At 48.7% G+C, this 20,922-nt stretch carries 18 protein-coding genes and 1 other RNA gene; 15 read left to right on the forward strand and 4 right to left on the reverse strand.

The window, feature by feature from the left end; genetic code table 11:
* Positions 1-36: 36 nt before the first annotated feature.
* Genes ACJB0T_RS09215 through ACJB0T_RS09230 form a run of 4 tightly spaced genes read right to left on the reverse strand, consistent with a single transcriptional unit; the run spans position 37 to position 3,583 of the window.
* A complete protein-coding gene (locus tag ACJB0T_RS09215) occupies positions 37-723 on the reverse strand; it encodes a BON domain-containing protein (protein ID WP_479292187.1) in 687 nt (228 codons plus the stop codon).
* Positions 724-733: 10 nt separating this feature from the next.
* A complete protein-coding gene (locus tag ACJB0T_RS09220; protein ID WP_042501218.1) occupies positions 734-1,324 on the reverse strand; it encodes a phosphoheptose isomerase in 591 nt (196 codons plus the stop codon).
* 2 nt (positions 1,325-1,326) lie between these two features.
* On the reverse strand, positions 1,327-1,716 hold the full coding sequence (locus ACJB0T_RS09225; RefSeq protein WP_479288757.1) for a YraN family protein: 390 nt from the start codon (positions 1,714-1,716) through the stop codon (positions 1,327-1,329).
* On the reverse strand, positions 1,679-3,583 hold the full coding sequence (locus ACJB0T_RS09230) for a penicillin-binding protein activator (RefSeq protein ID WP_479288758.1): 1,905 nt from the start codon (positions 3,581-3,583) through the stop codon (positions 1,679-1,681). Before ACJB0T_RS09230 ends, ACJB0T_RS09225 begins: the two co-directional genes overlap by 38 nt.
* A 62-nt stretch (positions 3,584-3,645) precedes the next feature.
* Between ACJB0T_RS09230 and rsmI the strand changes: the two genes are divergently transcribed.
* The 15 genes from rsmI to ftsZ all read left to right on the forward strand — a co-directional run bounded on the left by rsmI (position 3,646) and on the right by ftsZ (position 20,862).
* Positions 3,646-4,509, forward strand: coding sequence for a 16S rRNA (cytidine(1402)-2'-O)-methyltransferase (rsmI, locus tag ACJB0T_RS09235; RefSeq protein WP_112459863.1), 864 nt, complete (start codon positions 3,646-3,648; stop codon positions 4,507-4,509).
* Positions 4,510-4,554: 45 nt separating this feature from the next.
* An RNA gene (gene rnpB, locus ACJB0T_RS09240) (RNase P RNA component class A) lies at positions 4,555-4,961 on the forward strand.
* A 151-nt stretch (positions 4,962-5,112) separates the two neighbouring features.
* On the forward strand, positions 5,113-6,063 hold the full coding sequence (rsmH, locus tag ACJB0T_RS09245) for a 16S rRNA (cytosine(1402)-N(4))-methyltransferase RsmH (RefSeq protein ID WP_479288759.1): 951 nt from the start codon (positions 5,113-5,115) through the stop codon (positions 6,061-6,063).
* 11 nt (positions 6,064-6,074) lie between these two features.
* A complete protein-coding gene (gene ftsL / locus ACJB0T_RS09250; protein WP_042501227.1) occupies positions 6,075-6,395 on the forward strand; it encodes a cell division protein FtsL in 321 nt (106 codons plus the stop codon).
* Complete coding sequence (locus tag ACJB0T_RS09255) at positions 6,392-8,128, forward strand: penicillin-binding transpeptidase domain-containing protein (protein ID WP_479288760.1); 1,737 nt, start codon at positions 6,392-6,394, stop codon at positions 8,126-8,128. The genes ftsL and ACJB0T_RS09255 overlap by 4 nt, the downstream gene beginning before the upstream one ends.
* 10 nt (positions 8,129-8,138) lie before the next feature.
* Positions 8,139-9,638, forward strand: a complete 1,500-nt coding sequence (gene murE / locus ACJB0T_RS09260) for a UDP-N-acetylmuramoyl-L-alanyl-D-glutamate--2,6-diaminopimelate ligase (RefSeq protein ID WP_479288761.1) — start codon at positions 8,139-8,141, stop codon at positions 9,636-9,638.
* On the forward strand, positions 9,635-10,999 hold the full coding sequence (locus ACJB0T_RS09265; RefSeq protein ID WP_479288762.1) for a UDP-N-acetylmuramoyl-tripeptide--D-alanyl-D-alanine ligase: 1,365 nt from the start codon (positions 9,635-9,637) through the stop codon (positions 10,997-10,999). The genes murE and ACJB0T_RS09265 overlap by 4 nt, the downstream gene beginning before the upstream one ends.
* Positions 10,996-12,078: a phospho-N-acetylmuramoyl-pentapeptide-transferase gene (gene mraY / locus ACJB0T_RS09270; protein WP_479288763.1), complete on the forward strand. Its 1,083-nt coding sequence runs from the start codon at positions 10,996-10,998 to the stop codon at positions 12,076-12,078. The genes ACJB0T_RS09265 and mraY overlap by 4 nt, the downstream gene beginning before the upstream one ends.
* A gap of 24 nt (positions 12,079-12,102) precedes the next feature.
* Positions 12,103-13,431: a UDP-N-acetylmuramoyl-L-alanine--D-glutamate ligase gene (gene murD, locus ACJB0T_RS09275; protein ID WP_479288764.1), complete on the forward strand. Its 1,329-nt coding sequence runs from the start codon at positions 12,103-12,105 to the stop codon at positions 13,429-13,431.
* 15 nt (positions 13,432-13,446) lie between these two features.
* The gene (ftsW, locus tag ACJB0T_RS09280; RefSeq protein ID WP_479288765.1) at positions 13,447-14,673 is read left to right on the forward strand and encodes a cell division protein FtsW; all 1,227 of its coding nucleotides are present in this window, start codon (positions 13,447-13,449) and stop codon (positions 14,671-14,673) included.
* Positions 14,660-15,721 (forward strand): undecaprenyldiphospho-muramoylpentapeptide beta-N-acetylglucosaminyltransferase, encoded by a 1,062-nt coding sequence (gene murG, locus ACJB0T_RS09285; RefSeq protein ID WP_479288766.1) that lies wholly within the window; start codon positions 14,660-14,662, stop codon positions 15,719-15,721. The genes ftsW and murG overlap by 14 nt, the downstream gene beginning before the upstream one ends.
* Positions 15,722-15,738: 17 nt before the next feature.
* A complete protein-coding gene (gene murC / locus ACJB0T_RS09290) occupies positions 15,739-17,199 on the forward strand; it encodes a UDP-N-acetylmuramate--L-alanine ligase (protein WP_479288767.1) in 1,461 nt (486 codons plus the stop codon).
* Positions 17,200-17,483: 284 nt separating this feature from the next.
* Positions 17,484-18,227: a cell division protein FtsQ/DivIB gene (locus tag ACJB0T_RS09295; RefSeq protein ID WP_479292189.1), complete on the forward strand. Its 744-nt coding sequence runs from the start codon at positions 17,484-17,486 to the stop codon at positions 18,225-18,227.
* 116 nt (positions 18,228-18,343) lie between these two features.
* Positions 18,344-19,606, forward strand: a complete 1,263-nt coding sequence (ftsA, locus tag ACJB0T_RS09300; protein WP_112480104.1) for a cell division protein FtsA — start codon at positions 18,344-18,346, stop codon at positions 19,604-19,606.
* Positions 19,607-19,635: 29 nt separating this feature from the next.
* The gene (gene ftsZ, locus ACJB0T_RS09305; RefSeq protein ID WP_479288768.1) at positions 19,636-20,862 is read left to right on the forward strand and encodes a cell division protein FtsZ; all 1,227 of its coding nucleotides are present in this window, start codon (positions 19,636-19,638) and stop codon (positions 20,860-20,862) included.
* Positions 20,863-20,922 lie beyond the last annotated feature (60 nt).

Genomic DNA, 20,922 nt, shown 5'->3' on the forward strand with positions numbered 1-20,922 from the left:
CTGGCCTTTTAGTTTTTACATGTATTTTTGACCTAGTTAGCCTTCGATTTCCACAAAAGGAGCTGGCTCTTCAATGATTGGCTTCATCTCCGCTTCTTGTTGAAGTTCTTCTGCTGTCGCTGGCTGCTCAGGTTCGACTTCTGTATTGAGCTTTTCTTGTTGTTCGCTGAATTGGAACGCACGGATAACCTGTTTTACGCCGGATACATTTCTGGCAATCTCTGTTGCCACATCGGCGTGCTCTTTAGACACATAACCAAGCAGAAACACTTCACTGTCTTCAGTGATCACTTTGACTTTTACGCCGTTGAGTCTCTCGTCGGTTAAAAGTGCTGACTTCACCTTAGTCGTCAACCAGCTGTCATTGCTGATTTGTGTGAAGCTAAGTGGCTGTTTTACGCGAACTTGGTTGTAGACAATTTTTACGCCACTAAGACCTTGAACTTGGTTTTCCAGCTGGCTACGAAGTGCTTCCGTATTCGCCTGTCCCATTAGGACGACGGTACCACGCTGTGAGCTGGCAACAACGCGAACATTGCCGACATAAGGGGCTTTGTTGCCCATGCCAGCTACTTCCGACTCCAGTGCACTGTCATTCCAAATCTCTTTTGCACTGCGCGTATCGGTGACTAGATTTACCGTCGTCGCCGCACCTGCCACAAATAGACCAGCACAGCCAGAAAGGAACATACTAGACATGAGCAGTGCCATTACTCTATACATTTTCATAATGTTACTCTTCGTGAGATGGGAATAGCACTTGGTCGATGAGATCGCATAAGCAGTGGAGTGTCACCATGTGTACTTCATGGATGCGTGCGGTGCGTTGTGAGGGAATGCGTATTTCCACATCGTTTTCGCCCAATAGGCCCGCCATTTCGCCGCCATCTTTGCCGGTAAAGGCGATAATGGTCATATCTCGAGTCACAGCTGCTTCCATCGCTTTAATCACGTTTTTGCTGTTGCCGCTGGTTGAAATCGCTAACAAGATATCGTTAGTTTGGCCGAAGGCACGCACTTGTTTAGCGAAGATGTCTTCAAAGTTGTAGTCGTTCGCCACGGCTGTCATGGTGGTGCTATCAGCCGTCAGTGTCATTGCTGGAAGACTTGGACGTTCGGTTTCAAACCGGTTCAGTAGGCATGAGACAAATTGCTGAGCGTTAGATGCTGATCCACCGTTACCACAGCAAAGAATTTTATTGCCATTGAGCAGTGTTGCGACCATTGCTTGTGCAGCGTGAGTGATGGCGTCCGGCAGCGCTTCCGCTGCAGCGATTTGAATTTGGATGCTTTCAGTAAAACTTTCTTTGATGCTATCGCGCATGGTTATCCTTGAGTGATGGCGTTTTTTATCCAGTTGATGTCATTGCCTTGTTCGTGAATGGCAACGACATCAAATCGAAATTCGGTCTCGTATGGCGATAGGCCATTTTTGAGAAGCCACAGTGTGGCGGCTTTTTCGAGCTTCTTAGCTTTGGCTCGCGTCACCATTTCTTGGGCGCTACCATAACATTGATTGCGTCGGTATTTGACCTCTACAAACACAATGCTCGACTTATCTTGCATGATCAGGTCAACTTCACCGCATTTTGCCGTAAAGTTTTCTGATAGAGGAACCAACCCCTGACGACCGAGATAGTCTTTGGCCAGCTCCTCATAACGTTTGCCAACGGCGCGTTTACTCGCTGATTGGCGCTTCCACGGCAGTAGTGTCATCGCTTGTCTCATCCTGAGTTTCGCTCGCTTCCTGATCTGTCACAGGCGGGTTTGCCGGTTGCTCACCGTATACACCCCAAGCAATCTGACGTTGAACCACACAGTTAGGGTCAATAGTCAGTGCACCTGTTTGCCCATCGACAGAGTAACCTTGTACCGCTTTCAGCTGAGGTAGTTCTTTTGTCAGCGTGTAAGCATCCATCCCCAGTGCTTGCAGACGTTTTTCGGCGTTAGAGCTCTTAGGCCAGAACTTGGTCATTTGCGCATCGAGTTCTGCATTCTGCTCTACTAGTAGCGGAATATCGCTGTAAACCACGCCGGTTAGGTCTTCATATTGACGTTTTTCTGTGTGGCTGTGGGAGTCAGCAAACAATTGAGGCTGTTTGGCATCTGGATTGATTGCTACTTCAATAAACGGCTTAATAAGTGTTAGATCGGCATTATTCGCGACGATGTATACAGAATCAATATCACGGCGGCTACGTGGTTGATTTTCAAGCTTCATGCCAGTAAGTGTTTCCATTTGTGCAATGCGCTGCTGACTTTCTTGCAGGCCAAACACATTGTTGATGGTTTTCTGTAACTGTGCTCGGTTGGCGTATTGTGCCACAGCAACTTTATTGTCACTCACTTTTGCCCACTCTGCTTCAAACGCTTTCGCTACGCGGTTACCCAGTGAGCCTTGCGGCGCAATGATGAGCGGATAAGCATATTGCTTAGCTGACAGGTGTTGGGCTGCTTGGGCAACTTCTTGCTCTGGAGATAGAGTGAGGTAACACATCATTTGTGTTGGCTCTATCTCATTGGGAATGTTCAATGCCAAGGCTGGAATTGGTGTCTTTGAGTCACGCTGAGCTTGTTGCAGCTTCTCGACGTTTTCTTTGACCAGTGGGCCAACGATGAAATCGACACCATTGGCTACGAGCTTCGCTTTGATATCTGCTGGGCTCGCTTCATTGGTGTCAATCACGGTGAAAATGGCTTCTGGGTCGCGCACCTCATCGTCCATCATCGCCATCATAAAGCCGTCGCGCACCAGTTGAGCTTGTTTTGCATATTTGCCAGAAAGTGGCAGCAGCAGTGCTGTGCTGTGTGGTGACGCGATCTCTAGGTTGAGAATATCGTAAATGCTTTGCGGCGTATAAATTGCTGCAGGGTGATTCGGGTTTTCAGCTAGCCAGTTGTTTAGCGTGTTTTGTAGCTGTGGCAAGCTGGCCGACATGCCTTTCATGTAGGTGGCAAGTTGTAACCAGCCATCCAGTACTTCTTCATTTGGCTGGGCAACCAAGGTTGATAGGTCTTGCGCGGAGTACTGGTTCATGTACTGCCAAATTTGCGCGTTGATCACCTCTTGCAGGTCTCTAGCACTAAAGCCTGCCTGAGCAATCAGTTCGCGGCTGGCGTCAAAGTAGTTACCCATGGCGGCAAGGCTTTGTGCGCGTAATTGATGGTAACGCTGCCATTGTTGTTGCGCCAGCGGCCACTCAACAGGGAAGCTCAGTTGGAGATACGCCTCTTCCGCTTTATTTTGCGCAAGGTTTAGCTCGGCGCGTGCAAGTTGCCACTCCGCTTGCTGAACCGTAGTGAGATTTTGTTTGGCGAGTCGATTAGAGAGTCTTTGAGCCTGCTCGTAGTTCCCTTCTTGAATCGATGCCTTAAATGCCAAGATCAACCATTCGTTTGCAAATCCATCTTGACCTGCGTCCGCACGCATCAAATAGGTTTCGGAGGAGGCACTCGGCGCTAGGGTGATATCAACGCTCGCCGGGGCGCTTGGTTGCGAAGAACAGGCGGCAATGGACAAAGCCAATGCAATTGGAGTCAGTAGGCGTGTTACACTATTTCTCTTTGGGTTCATCATTGCCATGAGCTCTTTAATCACTATTCGTGTAAAATCATTATATTAATCGTTGAAGTGCTGGTAAACAAATGACAAGCAACAAAACTACTTATATTGAGCAACCAACGCTCTTTATTGTACCGACACCGATTGGAAATCTCGGTGATATCACACAAAGAGCGCTGGATGTACTCCATAGCGTCGACATTATTGCTGCTGAAGATACGCGCCATACGGGTAAGCTTCTGTCTCACTTCAATATTCAAACTAGAACATTTGCGTTGCATGATCACAATGAACAGCAAAAAGCGCAAGTTTTAGTCGATAAACTGCTTGCGGGTGAATCCATCGCATTGGTCTCTGATGCTGGCACACCGCTTATCAGCGATCCAGGGTATCATTTGGTGACTCAATGTCGTCAGGCAGGCGTTAAAGTTGTGCCATTACCAGGGGCGTGTGCCGTGATTACAGCGCTTAGCGCATCTGGTTTACCCTCTGACCGATTTAGCTTTGAGGGCTTTTTGCCAGCGAAAAGCAAAGGCCGTAAAGATAAGTTCATGGAGATCGCGAAAGCTGAACGCACCTGTATCTTCTACGAATCACCACATCGAATTACCGAGTCTCTTGCCGATATGCTTGAAGTGCTGGGGCCTGAACGTGAGGTGGTATTGGCGCGCGAGCTGACCAAGACCTATGAAACCATTCAAGGTTTGCCACTCGGTGAGTTGATTGCGTGGATTGAAGAAGATGATAACCGCAAGCGCGGTGAGATGGTGCTATTGATTCACGGCCATCGCGAGCCTGTGAATGAAGAATTGCCAGATGAGGCGACACGTACACTGGCTATTTTGGTGAAAGATTTACCACTGAAAAAAGCGGCAGCAGCGACGGCTGAAATCTATAACCTCAAAAAGAATGCCCTGTATAAATGGGGTCTAGAAAACTTATCCTAGAAAAACATTGAGTAATCACGCTCGCTTAGTTACAATCCGCGCCCTGAAGTTGACTGGATAGTCGCTGCTTCGTTGACGTCCCCTTGAGCTTGTCTTGGGGGAGACTGACGGAGGGGAGGAACGTCCGGGCTCCACAGAGCAGGGTGCCAGGTAACGCCTGGGGGGCGCGAGCCCACGACAAGTGCAGCAGAGAGAAGACCGCCGATGGCTCCATTTCTTCGGAAGGAGCACAGGTAAGGGTGAAAGGGTGCGGTAAGAGCGCACCGGGCGACTAGCAATAGTTCGTTGCAAGGTAAACTCCACCCGGAGCAAGACCAAATAGGCCTCCACATTGCGTTGCTCGCGTATGGAGGCGGGTAGGTTGCTCGAGCCAGTGAGCGATTGCTGGCCTAGACGAATGGCTATCACCGCTTCGGCGGATACAGAACCCGGCGTACAGGTCAACTTCACCTATTATAGAAAAACCCATTACAAATTGATTTTGTGATGGGTTTTTTGCTTTTTTATCACCTATCTTTACGATAGGCTGAACTTAACCAGATGACGTTACTGAAGGAAATCAGTAAACTTGTCGTCTTTGCTAAGCAACTCTCGAGATCACCCATGAGCGAATCCTTTCAACACATTTCGGTACTACTTCACGAATCCATTGATGGTCTAGCGATCAAACCGGATGGAACTTACATTGATGGAACGTTCGGCCGCGGTGGTCACAGTCGTCAAATTCTTTCACAACTGGGTGAAAACGGTCGCCTATTTAGTATTGACCGCGATCCGACGGCGATTGAGGAAGCAAAAAAGATCGATGATCCGCGTTTTACCATCATCCATGGCCCATTTTCTGGCATGGCAGAATACGCAGAGCGTTATGATCTCGTAGGTAAAGTGGACGGTGTGTTGCTTGATTTAGGCGTTTCTTCGCCACAGCTTGATGATGCTGAGCGTGGCTTTAGCTTCATGAAAGATGGCCCGCTTGATATGCGTATGGATCCAACATCTGGAATGCCTGTCTCTGAGTGGTTAGCGCAAGCCGATCTTGATGACATTACTTGGGTGATCCGCGAGTTTGGTGAAGACAAACATGCTCGCCGTATTGCTAAAGCGATCGTGGCGCATCGTGAAGATGAAGAAAAAGAGCCGCTTACGCGTACCGGCCAGTTGGCAAAGCTGATCTCTGAAGCCGCACCTAAGAGCTTTAAAGAGAAAAAGCACCCAGCGACACGTGCTTTCCAAGCATTTCGAATCTACATCAACAGTGAGCTTGAAGAGATCGATACGGCGCTAAAAGGCGCGGCCAGTATTCTTGCCCCACAAGGTCGACTGTCAGTGATCAGCTTCCACTCGCTCGAAGATCGCATGGTGAAACACTTTATGCGTAAAGAGAGCAAAGGACCGCAAGTGCCACATGGGATCCCGATGACCGAAGATCAAATTCGAGCTCTGGGTAGTGCAAATCTAAAGACTATTGGTAAGGCGCTCAAGCCTTCGGGTCAAGAAGTGGAAATGAACGCTCGCTCACGCAGCTCAGTACTTCGTGTAGCGGAAAAACTGTAACGGATGACGGGATGTCTAACCAACCGACTCATAATCTCGCGAAACTGATTGCCTTAGATATCATCACGGTAGGCCGTATTCCGCTTATCGTGTTTTTGATGATATTTGCAACGGCGATGGGGGTGGTGTTTGCAACGCATCACACCCGCGAGGCTATCAATGAGAAAGATATCGCGCTTCAAGAGCGCGAACGACTTGATAATGAGTGGCGTAACCTGTTGCTTGAGGAAAATGCGCTGTCGGAACATAGCCGTGTTCAGGCTATGGCCAAACAAGAGTTAGAAATGACGCGCCCAGACGCAGACAAGGAAGTAGTGGTTTCCCTGAAATGAAAGGCAAAAAAGTCGTTAAGTCTTCCAATAAGAAACAATCTCAGCAAGCCGCAAGCCAACCTGCGCTTATCGCTTGGCGCTTTCGCCTCATTATGGGTGGCGTGCTGCTTATCTTTACCGCGTTAGTCGCGCGTATCGGTTATATCCAAGTCATCGAACCAGACAATTTGATTAAACAAGGTGACTTACGCTCTGTCCGTGTCAAAGCGTTGCCATCTGCACGCGGTATAATCTCCGATAAAAACGGTGAACCACTCGCCGTCAGTGTACCTGTTCAGGCAGTGTATGCTGATCCAGCCACTATTTTTAAAGATGATGGACTCAAGCAGCTAGACCGTTGGCATGCGCTTGCCGATGTACTTGGTGTCGAACGCGATGCGCTTATTGCCAAAATCAACAAAAACAAATCACGCCGATTTATTTACCTGCAGCGTCAAGTGAGCCCCGCGATGGCGAAGTACATCAAAGAGTTGAAACTATCTGGCGTAGGGCTGAAGGCGGAATCCAGACGTTACTATCCTGCTGGTGAGGTGAGTGCTCATTTAGTAGGGGTGACCGGTATCGATGGTCACGGTCTTGAAGGGGTTGAGCGCAGTTATGACAAATGGCTGACCGGCGAAGCAGGTAAGCGCATTATTCGTAAAGACCGCTATGGTCGCGTGGTGGAAAATATTTCTCTTGAAGACAGAGAAGAGGGTAAACCACTTGAACTTACCGTCGATCAAAGATTGCAAGCTATCGCTTATCGCGCCATCAAACAGGCTGTGGCAGATTACCGCGCCACGTCGGGCAGTGCCGTTATTATTGATGTGAAAACCGGTGGCGTATTGGCTATGGTGAACGCGCCGTCTTATAACCCGAATAATCGCTCGTCACGCCAGTCTTTTACGATGCGCAATCGCGTGATAACCGATGCGATGGAGCCGGGCTCCACGGTTAAGCCATTTGTGGTACTCGCAGCACTTGAGGCTGGTATTGCTGATGAAAACACCATTATCGATACCGGAAATGGCATCATGCAGATTGGTGGTAGCCGAGTACGTGATACTTCGAAAGTGGGGAAAGCGAACTTAGCCAAGATCTTGCAAAAGTCGAGTAACATCGGCGTGGCAAAGCTGGCTTTAGACATGCCACTAGAGGCACTACTCGGAATGTACAGCTCTATTGGTTATGGTCAGCTGTCTGGTCTTAATCTGGTCGGTGAGACAACGGGTATCTTCCCGAATCGTCGCCGTTGGTCGCAGTTTGAAATTGCGACACTCGCCTTTGGTTACGGTATCTCCATCACGCCTCTTCAGTTAGCACACGCGTACGCCACACTCGGCAACGGCGGTTTGTATCAGCCGGTGCATATTATTGAAAGCAATCAGCAGGACTTGTCCAAGCAGGTTATCGACCATGACTACGCAATGTCGGTTCTGCATATGCTTGAGGCAGTAACCCAGCCGGGCGGCACAGCAACAAGAGCAGCGGTTCCCGGGTATCGAGTTGCCGCGAAAACCGGTACCTCAAGAAAGGCCGCAGCGGGTGGTTACAGTGATGAATATGTAGCGATCACCTCAGGCGTTGCGCCGGTGAGTGACCCGCGTATTGCCTTAGTGGTGGTGATCAATGAGCCGCAAGGCGATCAGTACTATGGCGGTGCAGTGGCTGGGCCTGTCTTTTCCGAAATCATGAAAGGAGCGCTACAAATACTCAATGTCGCTCCTGACGAAAACCAATTTCAGCAATAGGTGAGAAACAATGTTGACCTCTTTGACATTGGCAAAGCTATTAAAACCATGGCTTGATGACAGCAGTAAGCTGATGGCAGATGACACGCTCGGTGCCATCAATGTGTCTAACTTGGAGCTTGATAGCCGTGCCATTAAGCAAGGCGATACGTTCGTGGCGATCATCGGCCATACGGTCGATGGGCGTCTGTTTATCGAGCGTGCGATTCAGTCTGGTGCTGATTCAGTGATTGCTCAGGCCGATGCTGAGCACAAACATGGCGAAGTGACTCTTGTTGATGGTGTGCCAGTTGTTCATATTTATCAGCTCGACACTTTGTTGTCGGTGATGGCCGCGCGTCTTTATCAATACAAGCAGCAAGTGATTGGCGTAACGGGGACGAATGGTAAAACCACCATCACCCAACTTATTGCGCAGTGGATTGAACTTGCCGGTGATAGAGCCGCCATCATGGGTACCACGGGCAACGGCTTCTTGAACGATTTGCAAGAAGCGAAAAATACCACGGGCAGCGCCATTGATGTGCAGCGTATTTTATCTCAGCTAGATGCTCAGGGCGCGCAATACACGGCCATGGAAGTTTCCTCCCATGGTCTGGTTCAGGGGCGTGTGGCCGCTGTACCATTCTCACTGGGTATTTTCACTAACCTCAGCCGAGACCACTTAGACTATCACGGCACGATGGAAGGTTATGAAGCAGCCAAGAAGCTTCTCTTTACCGGACACCACTGCGAACATGCGGTGCTGAATGTCGATGACGAAGTAGGTCGCCGCTGGCTTTCGGCGCGTAGCGATGCCATTGCTGTGTCCGTTGAAGGTCACCAGCATAATGAAAAGGGCGTTTGGGCAACATCGGTTGAGTACAGTGATGGTGGTATCTCTGTGGAGTTTGATGGTTGCTTTGGCAGCGGCAAACTCGATGCTCCACTGATTGGTCAGTTCAATGCGAGCAATGTTCTACTGGCGTTTTCAGCTCTACTCGCGCTTGGTTTTGACAAGCAAGCGCTGATGGATACAGCTTCCAAGCTACAACCTGTACTTGGTCGTATGGAACTGTTTCAGACGGATGATAAACCTAAACTAGTGGTTGATTACGCCCATACGCCAGATGCACTAGAGAAAGCCTTGCAGGCTCTTCGCGTGCATTGTGATGGTCAGCTTTGGGTTGTTGTCGGCTGCGGTGGTGACCGAGACAAAGGCAAACGCCCAATGATGGCCTCTATCGCTGAACAGTTAGCGGACAAGGTGATCTTGAGCGATGACAACCCACGCAGTGAAGATCCTAGAGCCATCGTCGAAGACATGCTGGCGGGAATGAGTGCGCCGGAGGCGGCGTTTGTTGAGCATCAGCGTTTCAATGCAGCGCAGTTAGCGGTGAAGCACGCAACAGCTTCTGACATTATTCTACTTGCCGGCAAAGGACACGAAGATTACCAAGTGATTGGAATTGAAAGTATCCACTATTCAGACCGTGAAACCGCGGCGCAGCTATTAGGATTGACGTTATGATTGAGCTTAAGTTAACGGACATCGCGGCCATTGTTGACGGCCAGTTGGTGGGCGAAGATATGTGTATCACTGATGTCACCACAGACACTCGCGCCATAGAACCCGGCGCACTGTTTATTGCTCTGGTTGGTGAGCGTTTTGATGCTCATGACTTTGCTGAGCAAGCGGCAGAGAAGGGCGCAGCAGCGCTGATAGTGGAGCGAGAGTTGGATGTCGCCATCGCTCAAGTCGTGGTTGCTGATAGCAAGCAAGCTTTAGGCAAACTAGGGGCAGAAGTTCATAAGCGCTGCCAAACCAAGACGATTGCCATTACCGGTAGCTGCGGTAAAACGACAGTCAAAGAGATGATTGCCAGCATTTTGTTGACCAAAGGTCAGGTGCTGTATACCGCGGGTAACTTTAATAACGATATTGGCGTGCCATTGACTTTGCTGCGCTCCACACCGCAAGACGACTTTGCCGTGATTGAACTGGGTGCGAACCATATTGGTGAAATAGCTTACACAACAGCACTTGTTCAGCCAGATGTTGCGCTGGTGAACAATGTGGCCGAGGCGCATCTAGAAGGTTTTGGCTCTCTTGATGGTGTCAAACAGGCTAAGGGTGAAATCTATCAAGGACTGCCAGCCGGTGGTATCGCACTCGTGAATCTTGATAGTGAAGGCGGAGACTACTGGCAATCGGTACTGAGTGACAAACTGGTCGTGCGCATCGCCAAACAAAATGTTCACGCAGACTTTTACGCCTCTGACATAACCTTGTCATCTCTTGGTAGTCCGTTGTTTACACTCCACACCCCAGCAGGCAACATCTCGATTGAGTTAACGATCATCGGTGAGCACAATGTGGCAAACGCAGTGGCCGCAGCTGCTTTGGCAACGCAAGTTGGTGCAACTCTCGAGCAAATTCAACACGGTTTACAATCATTAAGTAAGGTGAAGCGTCGTGTTGATGTTGAAAAGCTTAGCGACTCGATCACTTTGATTGATGATAGCTACAACGCCAGCGTGCCAGCAATGAAGGCGGCGGTTGATCTATTGGGACAGTTTACCCAAACTCAGCGCTGGTTGATTTTGGGCAACATGGCAGAATTAGGGCATGAAAGTCTTGCACTTCACAAAGAAGTCGGACAACATGCTGCACCTTTCGCATTTGAACACGTTTTGACCTATGGTGAGGATGCGAAAGCCATCAGTGACCTTTGCGGTGGACAGCATTTTAAAAGTCACGACGATATGCTCGCGCATATCGAACACACATTAACACAGTTAAACCAGACCTCTCATACCTTACTGGTGAAAGGGGCGCTAAGTGCAGGCATGTTTACTATCGCTAACGCACTGAAGGAGAAATACACATGATCATTTGGCTTGCAGAATTACTACAGCCATACTTTTCTTTTTTTCGTCTGTTTGAATATTTGTCATTCAGAGCCATTGTCAGTGTATTAACTGCGTTAGGTATTTCTTTGTGGATGGGACCAAAAATGATTGCCCGTCTACAAATGTTGCAAATTGGGCAAGTTGTTCGAAATGAAGGTCCAGAGTCGCACTTTAGTAAACGTGGTACCCCGACGATGGGTGGCGTGATGATTCTATCGGCGATTTCTATTACCGTTTTGCTTTGGGCAGACTTGAGTAACCCATATATTTGGGCCGTCCTTGCCGTGCTGCTTGGTTATGGTGCCGTAGGCTTTGTGGATGACTATCGTAAAGTCGTGCGCAAAAACACCGATGGTCTGATTGCTCGTTGGAAGTATTTTTGGCAGTCATTGATTGCCTTAATCGTGGCATTTGCGCTTTATGCTCACGGTCAAGACACGGCAGCTACACAGCTTGTCGTACCCTTCTTTAAAGACGTGATGCCGCAAATGGGGCTGTTCTACATTGTCTTCACCTACTTTGTGATTGTTGGTACCAGTAATGCGGTGAACCTGACCGATGGTCTTGATGGCTTGGCGATTATGCCAACAGTATTGGTGGCTGCAGGTTTCGCGGTGATTGCTTGGGCAACAGGCAACGTTAACTTCGCGGCATACTTGCACATTCCATACATTCCATATACCTCTGAGCTTGTGGTGTTCTGTACCGCGATGGTCGGTGCGGGGCTTGGTTTCCTTTGGTTTAACACATACCCTGCGCAAGTCTTTATGGGTGATGTGGGCTCGTTAGCTCTTGGTGGCGCATTGGGTGTGATTGCCGTGTTGGTACGTCAAGAATTCGTACTGGTGATCATGGGCGGTGTATTTGTAATGGAAACACTGTCGGTAATCCTTCAGGTTGGCTCTTACAAGTTGCGTGGTCAGCGTATCTTCCGTATGGCCCCTATTCACCATCACTATGAACTCAAAGGCTGGCCGGAGCCGCGCGTTATCGTTCGCTTCTGGATTATTTCAATCGTATTGGTACTTATCGGTCTAGCAACGCTTAAAGTACGTTAATCAACAGGCTAGGGATCCTTGTTCATGGAACGTTGGCAAGACATTCAGCAAGTGGTCGTCGTAGGGCTCGGTATTACCGGGCTCTCCGTCGTTAATCACCTTCGTAAAACTCATCCTACATTGACCATTCAAGTCATGGACAGTCGAGACAATCCGCCGGGGGCTGAACAATTGCCACAAGGCGTTGCCCTACATACCGGCAGTTTTGAAGCAGACTGGTTGATGCAGGCTGACTTGGTAGTGTGTAATCCGGGTATTGCTCTGGCGACGCCAGAAATTAACGCTGCCATGGCAAACGGCGTTTCTGTCATCGGTGATATTGAGCTGTTTGCTTGGGCTAACGACAAACCCGTGATTGCGATTACCGGGTCAAACGGCAAAAGTACCGTGACTGACCTAACGGGTGAGATGGCTAAGGCGACTGGGCTGAATGTCGGAGTGGGCGGCAACATTGGTGTCCCTGCGCTCGATTTACTCGAGCTCGATGCCGATCTCTATGTGCTTGAGCTCTCCAGCTTCCAACTGGAAACGACGTCGTCACTAAAAACGCAAGTCTCGACGTTTTTAAATCTTTCAGAAGACCACATGGACCGCTACGAAGGTATGGCGGATTATGCTGAAGCTAAGCGCCGAATCTTCTTACATGCTGAACATGTGTTGGTAAATCGCGACGAACCTGAAACTTACCCAACGGAGTCGCACCCAGCAATATCGACGTTTGGCTTTGATGCTAGGCAGTTCGGTATGCAGGTCTTTGGTGGGCGCACGTGGCTGGTGGACGGCGACGAAAAAATCCTTGCGGTGGATGAGCTGAGCATCGTTGGTAAGCACAATTGGTCAAATGCTTTAGTGGCATGTGCGCTACTTAAGCTTGCGAATATCGATTATCGCTTGGCATTGGAATGTCTAAAATCTTATCGAGGGTTAACCCATCGCTGCCAGGTGGTGGCCGAGCAAGCGAACGTGAGATGGGTCAATGACTCCAAAGCCACCAATGTGGCAAGTACGCTTGCGGCTCTGTCTGGTCTAATGCTTGAAGGAACGCTGTACTTGCTTGTTGGTGGTGTGGGTAAAGGTGCTGATTTTTCTGAGCTAGCCAAACCACTTGGACAACTCAATGTTCAACTGTGCTGTTTTGGTCGCGATGGAGAGGAATTTATGCCGCTTCACGATAGTGCACGCTACTTTGCATCAATGGACGATATATTGGCTGAGATCACGCCAAAATTGGAGCAAGGTGATATGGTCATGCTGTCGCCAGCGTGCGCCAGCTTTGATCAGTTTGCCAACTTTATGGCTCGCGGTGATCACTTTACCGATCTGGCGCAGCGTTATTCAGCGCAAGTTAGTTAACACGGATTCGTCACTATGTTTCATCAAATTCGACAACGCACCATGGGATGGATGACCCACAGTGCCCCAGATACGCTTTATGACCGACAACTGGTTTGGTTGGCGTTTGGGTTGATGGTGACGGGACTGGTGATGGTAACTTCAGCCTCGTTTCCGATCAGTTCTCGACTGACGGATCAGCCATTCCACTTTATGTTTCGCCATGCCATCTTTTTGGTGTTGGCGCTTGGCACATCGGCTGTGGTTCTACAAATCCCTATCGCTAAATGGTTCAAATACAGTACTTATTTACTAGCGATATCCATTTTCTTGCTGATCGTTGTACTCGTCGTCGGTAAGTCCGTTAACGGTGCCTCTCGCTGGATCCCCCTTGGGCTGTTTAACCTTCAGCCTGCTGAGGTGGCGAAACTGTCGCTGTTCATCTTTATGTCCGGCTACTTGGTGAGAAAGCAAGACGAAGTCAGGCAGTCGTTTTTTGGCGGCTTTATTAAACCTATTATGGTATTCACCACATTTGCCATCCTATTGTTGGGACAGCCTGACTTAGGTACCGTGGTGGTAATGTTGGTCACTCTATTTGGCTTGTTGTTTATTGCCGGTGCCAAACTCTCTCAGTTTATCGCTTTGTTCGTAGCTGGCGTAAGTGCGGTGATTGCGCTTATTTTGGTCGAGCCATACCGCGTTAGACGTGTGACGTCGTTTTTAGACCCTTGGGAAGACCCATTTGGCAGCGGCTATCAGCTCACACAATCACTTATGGCATTTGGTCGCGGTAACTGGATGGGACAAGGGCTTGGTAACTCGGTACAAAAATTGGAGTACTTGCCAGAAGCGCATACCGACTTTGTATTCGCAGTGCTTGCCGAAGAGCTTGGGTTTGTTGGTGTCGTCTTAGTATTGATGTTGGTATTTGCACTGGTGATTAAAGCCCTGTATATCGGTAAGCGTGCGTTTGAAAAACAGCAGTTTTTTGGCGGCTATTTGTGTTTTGCCATCGGTATTTGGTTTGCGTTTCAAACCTTAGTTAACGTTGGCGCAGCAGCGGGTATGGTGCCAACTAAAGGTCTAACATTGCCGCTGATAAGTTATGGTGGCTCCAGTTTGATCATTATGTCAGTGGCGGTATCGATCCTGCTGCGAGTGGATCATGAATGTCGACTACTTCCAGACATTGAGCCCGAACCTGCACCGAGCAGCGAGCCTGAAACAGATAAGAAACAGAAACAAGATGAAGAAAAATAAACGCTTAATGGTGATGGCTGGTGGAACTGGCGGTCACGTATTTCCAGGACTGGCTGTTGCAAAACGCCTGCAAGAGCAAGGCTGGGAGGTCCGCTGGCTTGGCACTGCAGACAGAATGGAAGCAGACTTGGTGCCAAAACACGGGATTGAAATTGATTTTATTAAAGTGAAGGGGTTGCGCGGTCAAGGCATTGCTAAACTGATTAAAGCACCGTTTCAGATCATTAGTGCGATTTTCCAAGCGCGCCAGCATTTAAAGCGCTGGCAACCTGATGCTGTGCTCGGCATGGGTGGCTATGTCAGTGGTCCCGGTGGCGTTGCGGCTTGGACTATGGGTATCCCTGTTGTCCTCCACGAGCAAAATGGCGTCGCGGGGCTGACCAACCAGTGGCTTTCCAAAATTGCCAAAAAGGTGTTCCAGGCATTTCCGGGCGCTTTTGCCGATGCCGAAGTCGTTGGCAACCCAGTGCGCCAAGACTTATTAGACATTGAAGCGCCAGAAACACGACTCAACGACCGTGATGGTGACATTCGAATTTTAGTGATGGGGGGCAGCCAAGGGGCTCGCATCCTTAATCACACGCTGCCGCCAGTCATGGCTGCACTGGGTGAAGGTTACACGATTCGCCATCAAGCAGGTAAAGGCAGTCAACAAGAAGTGGCAGAGCTTTACCAGCAGAACCAAGTTAGCAAGGCTGAGGTGATGGAGTTTATTGATGACGTAGCCGAGGCGTACCAATGGGCAGATCTTGTGGTTTGTCGTTCAGGTGCGCTGACGGTTTCGGAGCTAGCGGCCGCCGGAGTTGGCGCTATCTTTATTCCATTTATGCACAAAGATCGCCAGCAAGCGCTCAATGGTGACCACTTAGTCGACTGTCAAGCAGCGTATATGATTGAGCAGCCTCAATTGAGTGTAGAAAAACTGACAGAACAGATAAGTAGCTTAGACCGAGCACAGTTAAAAACGCTGGCCATTAATGCCCGAAAAGCGGCTAAGCTTGATGCGGATACACGCGTCGCGAAAGAAATTATCGAATTAACAAAATAGATTAACGAGACAGACTCATGACACAGCAACAAACACCAGACTTAGCGCAGATCCGTGCCCTGATACCTGAAATGAGACGTGTGAAGTGTATTCACTTTGTCGGTATCGGCGGTGCGGGTATGAGTGGCATCGCAGAGGTGCTACTTAACGAGGGGTATCAAATTACCGGCTCTGATATTGCTGAGAATGCTGTGACAGCGCGCCTTACGCAAAAAGGGGCGACCGTCTTTATTGGTCATGCAGCAAGTAACATTGATCTTGCAAGTGTGGTCGTGGTGTCTACCGCGATTGACCCTGAAAACCCTGAGCTGGTTGCGGCAAAAGAGCTGCGAATCCCAGTGGTACGTCGTGCTGAAATGTTGGCTGAACTGATGCGCTTTAGACACGGTATTGCCGTTGCGGGGACGCACGGCAAAACCACGACCACAGCGTTGGTTACGCAAATTTATTCAGAAGCGGGCATGGACCCAACCTTCGTTAACGGTGGTCTGGTGAAAAGTGCTGGCACCAATGCACGTTTAGGATCAAGCCGTATATTGATTGCGGAAGCCGATGAAAGTGATGCGTCTTTCCTACACCTTCAACCAATGGTTAGTATCGTCACTAATATCGAAGCCGACCACATGGATACCTATGGCGGTGACTTCGATACGCTCAAGCAAACCTTTATCGATTTTCTCCATAACCTACCGTTTTACGGACAAGCTGTGATGTGTGTTGACGATCCCGTGGTTCGTGAGCTGATTCCAAGTGTAAGTCGTCAAGTGATCACCTACGGTTTTTCAGAGGATGCGGACGTACGTATTGAGAATTATCGCCAAGAAGGGCAGCAAGGTAAGTTTACCGTTGTCAGAAAAGGCCGAGATAACCTTGAGATTACCCTGAATATTCCTGGTAAACATAACGCATTGAATGCGTCTGCCGCTATTGCCGTCGCGACCGAAGATAACATTAGTGACGAGGCTATCGTTAAGGCGATGCTAGGCACCGAAGGGACAGGGCGCCGTTTTGAGCATCTAGGTGAATTTGAAACGGGTAACGGCCGTGTCATGCTGGTCGATGATTATGGTCACCACCCAACAGAAGTGGATGTCACCATCAAAGCCGCGCGTGATGGTTGGGCGGATAAGCGATTGGTCATGGTGTTCCAACCACACCGTTATAGCCGTACTCGTGACCTTTACGATGATTTTGCCAATGTGCTGGAGCAGGTAGATGTACTGGTCATGCTGGACGTGTATTCGGCCGGAGAAGCCCCAATTGCTGGCGCTGATGGTCGTTCACTGTGTCGTACCATTCGTACTCGCGGTAAGCTTGATCCAGTTTTTGTTCCAGAAATGAGTGGTTTACCATCAGTTTTATCCAATCTTTTGCAAGACGGCGACTTAGTCTTGACGCAAGGTGCGGGTGATATTGGTAAAGTGGCTAAGCAGCTTGAGAAGATGAAGCTAGACATCCAAGTGATGCAAAATAGCTAGTTTCTCGATTTTCGAGAGTATTGAATAATTTATGAGTTCGAATGAGCGATGTAGTGAATTGATCGTCCATTCGAACTTTTTTGTTGTTTCAGTGCGCAAAAGCCCAGTTTTCTTGGGTTGAGTGTTTGATAGTTTGATATTGATTAGTATAATCGTTAGGTTAAGACCATTAGATTAGACTCTTATTCCACTATCTTAAGGAAAGGCGAAGAGAAGTTAATAAGGGACCAAAGAGTTTGACTGAAACTTCAGACAGCAGTGTAGAGCAAACGCGTCGAGCTTCCATGTTTTCACAACACGGGATCGGGGCGATTTTTTTATTTGCAGTGATCGCAGTCATCGGTTCAACACTTTATTCCACCATTAGCTGGATGTGGGACGACCAGCGCCTTCCCTTATCTAAGATAGTGCTACAAGGGGATCTAACCCATGTAAGTGCTAAAGATGTGCAGCACGCTTTTGCCAATTTGGAACATATCGGGACCTTCATGTCTCAAGATATCGATGTTCTGCAGCAAAGTGTTGAGCAAATTCCATGGGTCTCGCAAGCATCGGTACGTAAACAATGGCCAGACACTGTGAAGGTGTTTTTAACCGAGTACGAAGCGAGTGCGATCTGGAATGGCATCGATATGCTTGATATACATGGTGTTGTGTTCAGCGGTGATGTGTCTGTGATTGAAGAGCAGAAAGTGAAGCTATATGGTCCAATGGGCACTGAACGTTTCGTGTTGGATACTTATCGTGACAGCAATGCCAAGCTAGCAAGCTTAGGGCTAGCGATATCTTCACTAGTGTTGAATGAGCGCCGTGCATGGCAAGTGATCCTCGATAACGGGATCCGTTTAGAGCTAGGCAAAGATGCACTCGATGAGCGCTTGCAGCGTTTTATCTCTCTGTATCGTGACTTGGGTGACAAGGTATCTCAAATCAGCTATATCGATTTGCGATACGACACGGGAGCAGCCGTCGGTTGGTTCCCTGCTGAAACGACAGCAGAGGGCACGGCAGTTGAATCTGCAGGGTAACTGGTTTTATGTATCGATAGGCTCTCGCGTATCGATACTTAAGTTCAGTTAGGAATTGGGCAACCCAAGTGCGTTGTTCTCTGGGATTTGAGATAGCAAAATATAAGAGAGTACAGATGACGAAGACCACGGATGACAATATTATTGTCGGTCTTGATATTGGCACTGCGACCGTATCTGCGCTAGTCGGCGAGGTTTTGCCGGATGGGCAGGTCAATATCATTGGTGCAGGTTCTAGTCCTTCTCGCGGAATGGACAAAGGTGGCGTTAACGACCTTGAGTCAGTGGTTAAATCCGTGCAACGTGCTGTCGATCAGGCTGAGCTGATGGCGGAGTGCCAGATCAGTAGCGTGTTTATCTCTCTTTCTGGTAAGCATATTGCGAGTCGAATTGAAAAAGGCATGGGAACCATTTCTGAGGAAGAGGTGTCACAAGATGATATGGACAGGGCGATTCATACCGCTAAATCCATAAAAATTGGTGATGAACAGCGTATTCTTCATGTGATTCCTCAGGAGTTTACCATAGACTATCAAGAGGGTATAAAAAACCCACTTGGACTGTCTGGGGTTCGAATGGAAGTCAGCGTTCATTTGATCTCTTGTCATAACGACATGGCAAGAAACATCATTAAAGCGGTAGAACGCTGTGGACTCAAAGTCGAACAACTGGTTTTCTCTGGCCTGGCATCAAGCAATGCAGTGATCACCGAAGACGAGCGTGAGCTCGGTGTTTGTGTGGTTGACATTGGCGCTGGCACTATGGATATTTCTATCTGGACAGGCGGAGCACTGAGACACACAGAGGTGTTCTCTTATGCTGGCAATGCGGTGACCAGTGATATCGCTTTTGCTTTCGGTACACCTTTGAGTGATGCTGAAGAGATCAAAGTGAAATATGGCTGTGCACTGAGTGAACTAGTGAGTAAAGACGATACAGTGAACGTTCCGAGCGTTGGCGGCCGTCCATCACGCAGTTTACAGCGCCAAACATTGGCAGAAGTGATAGAACCTCGCTACACAGAATTAATGGGACTTGTTAATCAAACCATTGATAATGTTCAAGCGAAACTCAGAGAGAGCGGTGTGAAGCACCATCTCGCAGCAGGTGTCGTCTTAACTGGCGGTGCAGCACAAATTGAAGGGGTTGTGGAGTGCGCTGAGCGTGTATTTCGTAACCAGGTTCGTGTAGGTAAGCCTCTAGAGGTGAGTGGCCTGACGGACTATGTAAAAGAGCCGTATCATTCTACGGCCGTTGGATTACTTCATTACGCAAGAGACAGTCAGGATAATGACGACAATGATTATAACGAGCCAAAGCGTCAATCGGTGTCGACAATCTTTGGTAAGTTGCGTAATTGGATACAAAAAGAGTTTTAACCTGAGTTGCAGGAAAACGGAGATAACAAATGTTTGAACCGATGATGGAAATGTCTGACGAAGCTGTCATTAAAGTAGTGGGTGTAGGCGGTGGCGGTGGTAACGCTGTAGAACACATGGTACGTGAGTCAATCGAAGGGGTTGATTTCATTAGTGTTAATACTGATGCTCAAGCATTGCGTAAAACGAGCATCAACCACGTTATTCAAATTGGCGGCGATATCACAAAAGGCTTGGGTGCGGGTGCAAACCCTCAAGTTGGGCGTGATGCAGCTCTTGAAGACAAAGAAAGAATTAAAGAAAGCATTACTGGTGCCGATATGGTGTTTATCGCAGCTGGTATGGGCGGAGGTACCGGAACCGGTGCTGCTCCAGTAATTGCTGAAGTCGCGAAAGAGTTAGGCATTCTTACAGTCGCAGTGGTCACGAAACCATTTAGCTTTGAAGGTAAAAAGCGTCTTTTATTCGCGGAGCAAGGTATTGAAGAGTTATCAAAGCACGTTGACTCTTTGATCACGATTCCAAACGAAAAGCTTCTGAAAGTACTAGGCCGTGGCGTTACGCTACTGGAAGCGTTTGCAAGTGCAAACGACGTACTGAAGAATGCGGTTCAAGGTATCGCTGAACTGATTACTCGCCCAGGTATGATTAACGTCGACTTTGCGGACGTACGTACCGTGATGTCGGAAATGGGTCATGCAATGATGGGTAGCGGTGTCGCTAAAGGTGAAGATCGTGCAGAAGAAGCAGCAGAGATGGCAATTTCTAGCCCACTTCTAGAAGACATCGATCTAGCAGGTGCACGCGGTGTGCTTGTGAACATCACTGCTGGTCTTGATATGCGTCTAGACGAATTCGAGACCGTTGGTAACACAGTGAAAGCCTTTGCATCTGACAACGCAACGGTTGTTATTGGTACTTCTCTAGACCCAGACATGAGCGATGAAATTCGCGTGACTGTGGTTGCGACGGGTATCGGCAACGAGCGTAAGCCAGATATTACGTTAGTCGCAGGTGGTAAAACGCCAGTGACTACAAGTCAGGCTCCTCAGCCAACTCAAGCGCCAGCTGCAAAAGTAGAGGACAAAGTGGCACAATCTTTGCCTGTAAATAATCAGGAGAAGGTTGAGGTTAACACGCCAAATACTGCAAGCTCTGCACCTGTGTCGAGCGGCAATACCAGCGCAGCACCTAAGCCTGAGAAGGAAAGTGGCTACTTAGACATTCCAGCATTTTTGCGTCGTCAGGCAGATTGATAATCTGCGTGAATTTGACATAGCTCAAAATTCTGGTAGGATTCGCGGTTGGTTACATAA

The sequence above is a fragment of the Vibrio sp. CB1-5 genome, assembly GCF_059412285.1.

Coding starts and splice junctions, on each gene's coding strand:
- ACJB0T_RS09215 (WP_479292187.1), bottom strand. CDS start 723: ATGTATAGAGTAATGGCACTGCTCATGTCTAGTATGTTCCTTTCTGGC.
- ACJB0T_RS09220 (WP_042501218.1), bottom strand. CDS start 1,324: ATGCGCGATAGCATCAAAGAAAGTTTTACTGAAAGCATCCAAATTCAA.
- ACJB0T_RS09225 (WP_479288757.1), bottom strand. CDS start 1,716: ATGACACTACTGCCGTGGAAGCGCCAATCAGCGAGTAAACGCGCCGTT.
- ACJB0T_RS09230 (WP_479288758.1), bottom strand. CDS start 3,583: ATGGCAATGATGAACCCAAAGAGAAATAGTGTAACACGCCTACTGACT.
- rsmI (WP_112459863.1), top strand. CDS start 3,646: ATGACAAGCAACAAAACTACTTATATTGAGCAACCAACGCTCTTTATT.
- rsmH (WP_479288759.1), top strand. CDS start 5,113: ATGAGCGAATCCTTTCAACACATTTCGGTACTACTTCACGAATCCATT.
- ftsL (WP_042501227.1), top strand. CDS start 6,075: ATGTCTAACCAACCGACTCATAATCTCGCGAAACTGATTGCCTTAGAT.
- ACJB0T_RS09255 (WP_479288760.1), top strand. CDS start 6,392: ATGAAAGGCAAAAAAGTCGTTAAGTCTTCCAATAAGAAACAATCTCAG.
- murE (WP_479288761.1), top strand. CDS start 8,139: ATGTTGACCTCTTTGACATTGGCAAAGCTATTAAAACCATGGCTTGAT.
- ACJB0T_RS09265 (WP_479288762.1), top strand. CDS start 9,635: ATGATTGAGCTTAAGTTAACGGACATCGCGGCCATTGTTGACGGCCAG.
- mraY (WP_479288763.1), top strand. CDS start 10,996: ATGATCATTTGGCTTGCAGAATTACTACAGCCATACTTTTCTTTTTTT.
- murD (WP_479288764.1), top strand. CDS start 12,103: ATGGAACGTTGGCAAGACATTCAGCAAGTGGTCGTCGTAGGGCTCGGT.
- ftsW (WP_479288765.1), top strand. CDS start 13,447: ATGTTTCATCAAATTCGACAACGCACCATGGGATGGATGACCCACAGT.
- murG (WP_479288766.1), top strand. CDS start 14,660: ATGAAGAAAAATAAACGCTTAATGGTGATGGCTGGTGGAACTGGCGGT.
- murC (WP_479288767.1), top strand. CDS start 15,739: ATGACACAGCAACAAACACCAGACTTAGCGCAGATCCGTGCCCTGATA.
- ACJB0T_RS09295 (WP_479292189.1), top strand. CDS start 17,484: ATGTTTTCACAACACGGGATCGGGGCGATTTTTTTATTTGCAGTGATC.
- ftsA (WP_112480104.1), top strand. CDS start 18,344: ATGACGAAGACCACGGATGACAATATTATTGTCGGTCTTGATATTGGC.
- ftsZ (WP_479288768.1), top strand. CDS start 19,636: ATGTTTGAACCGATGATGGAAATGTCTGACGAAGCTGTCATTAAAGTA.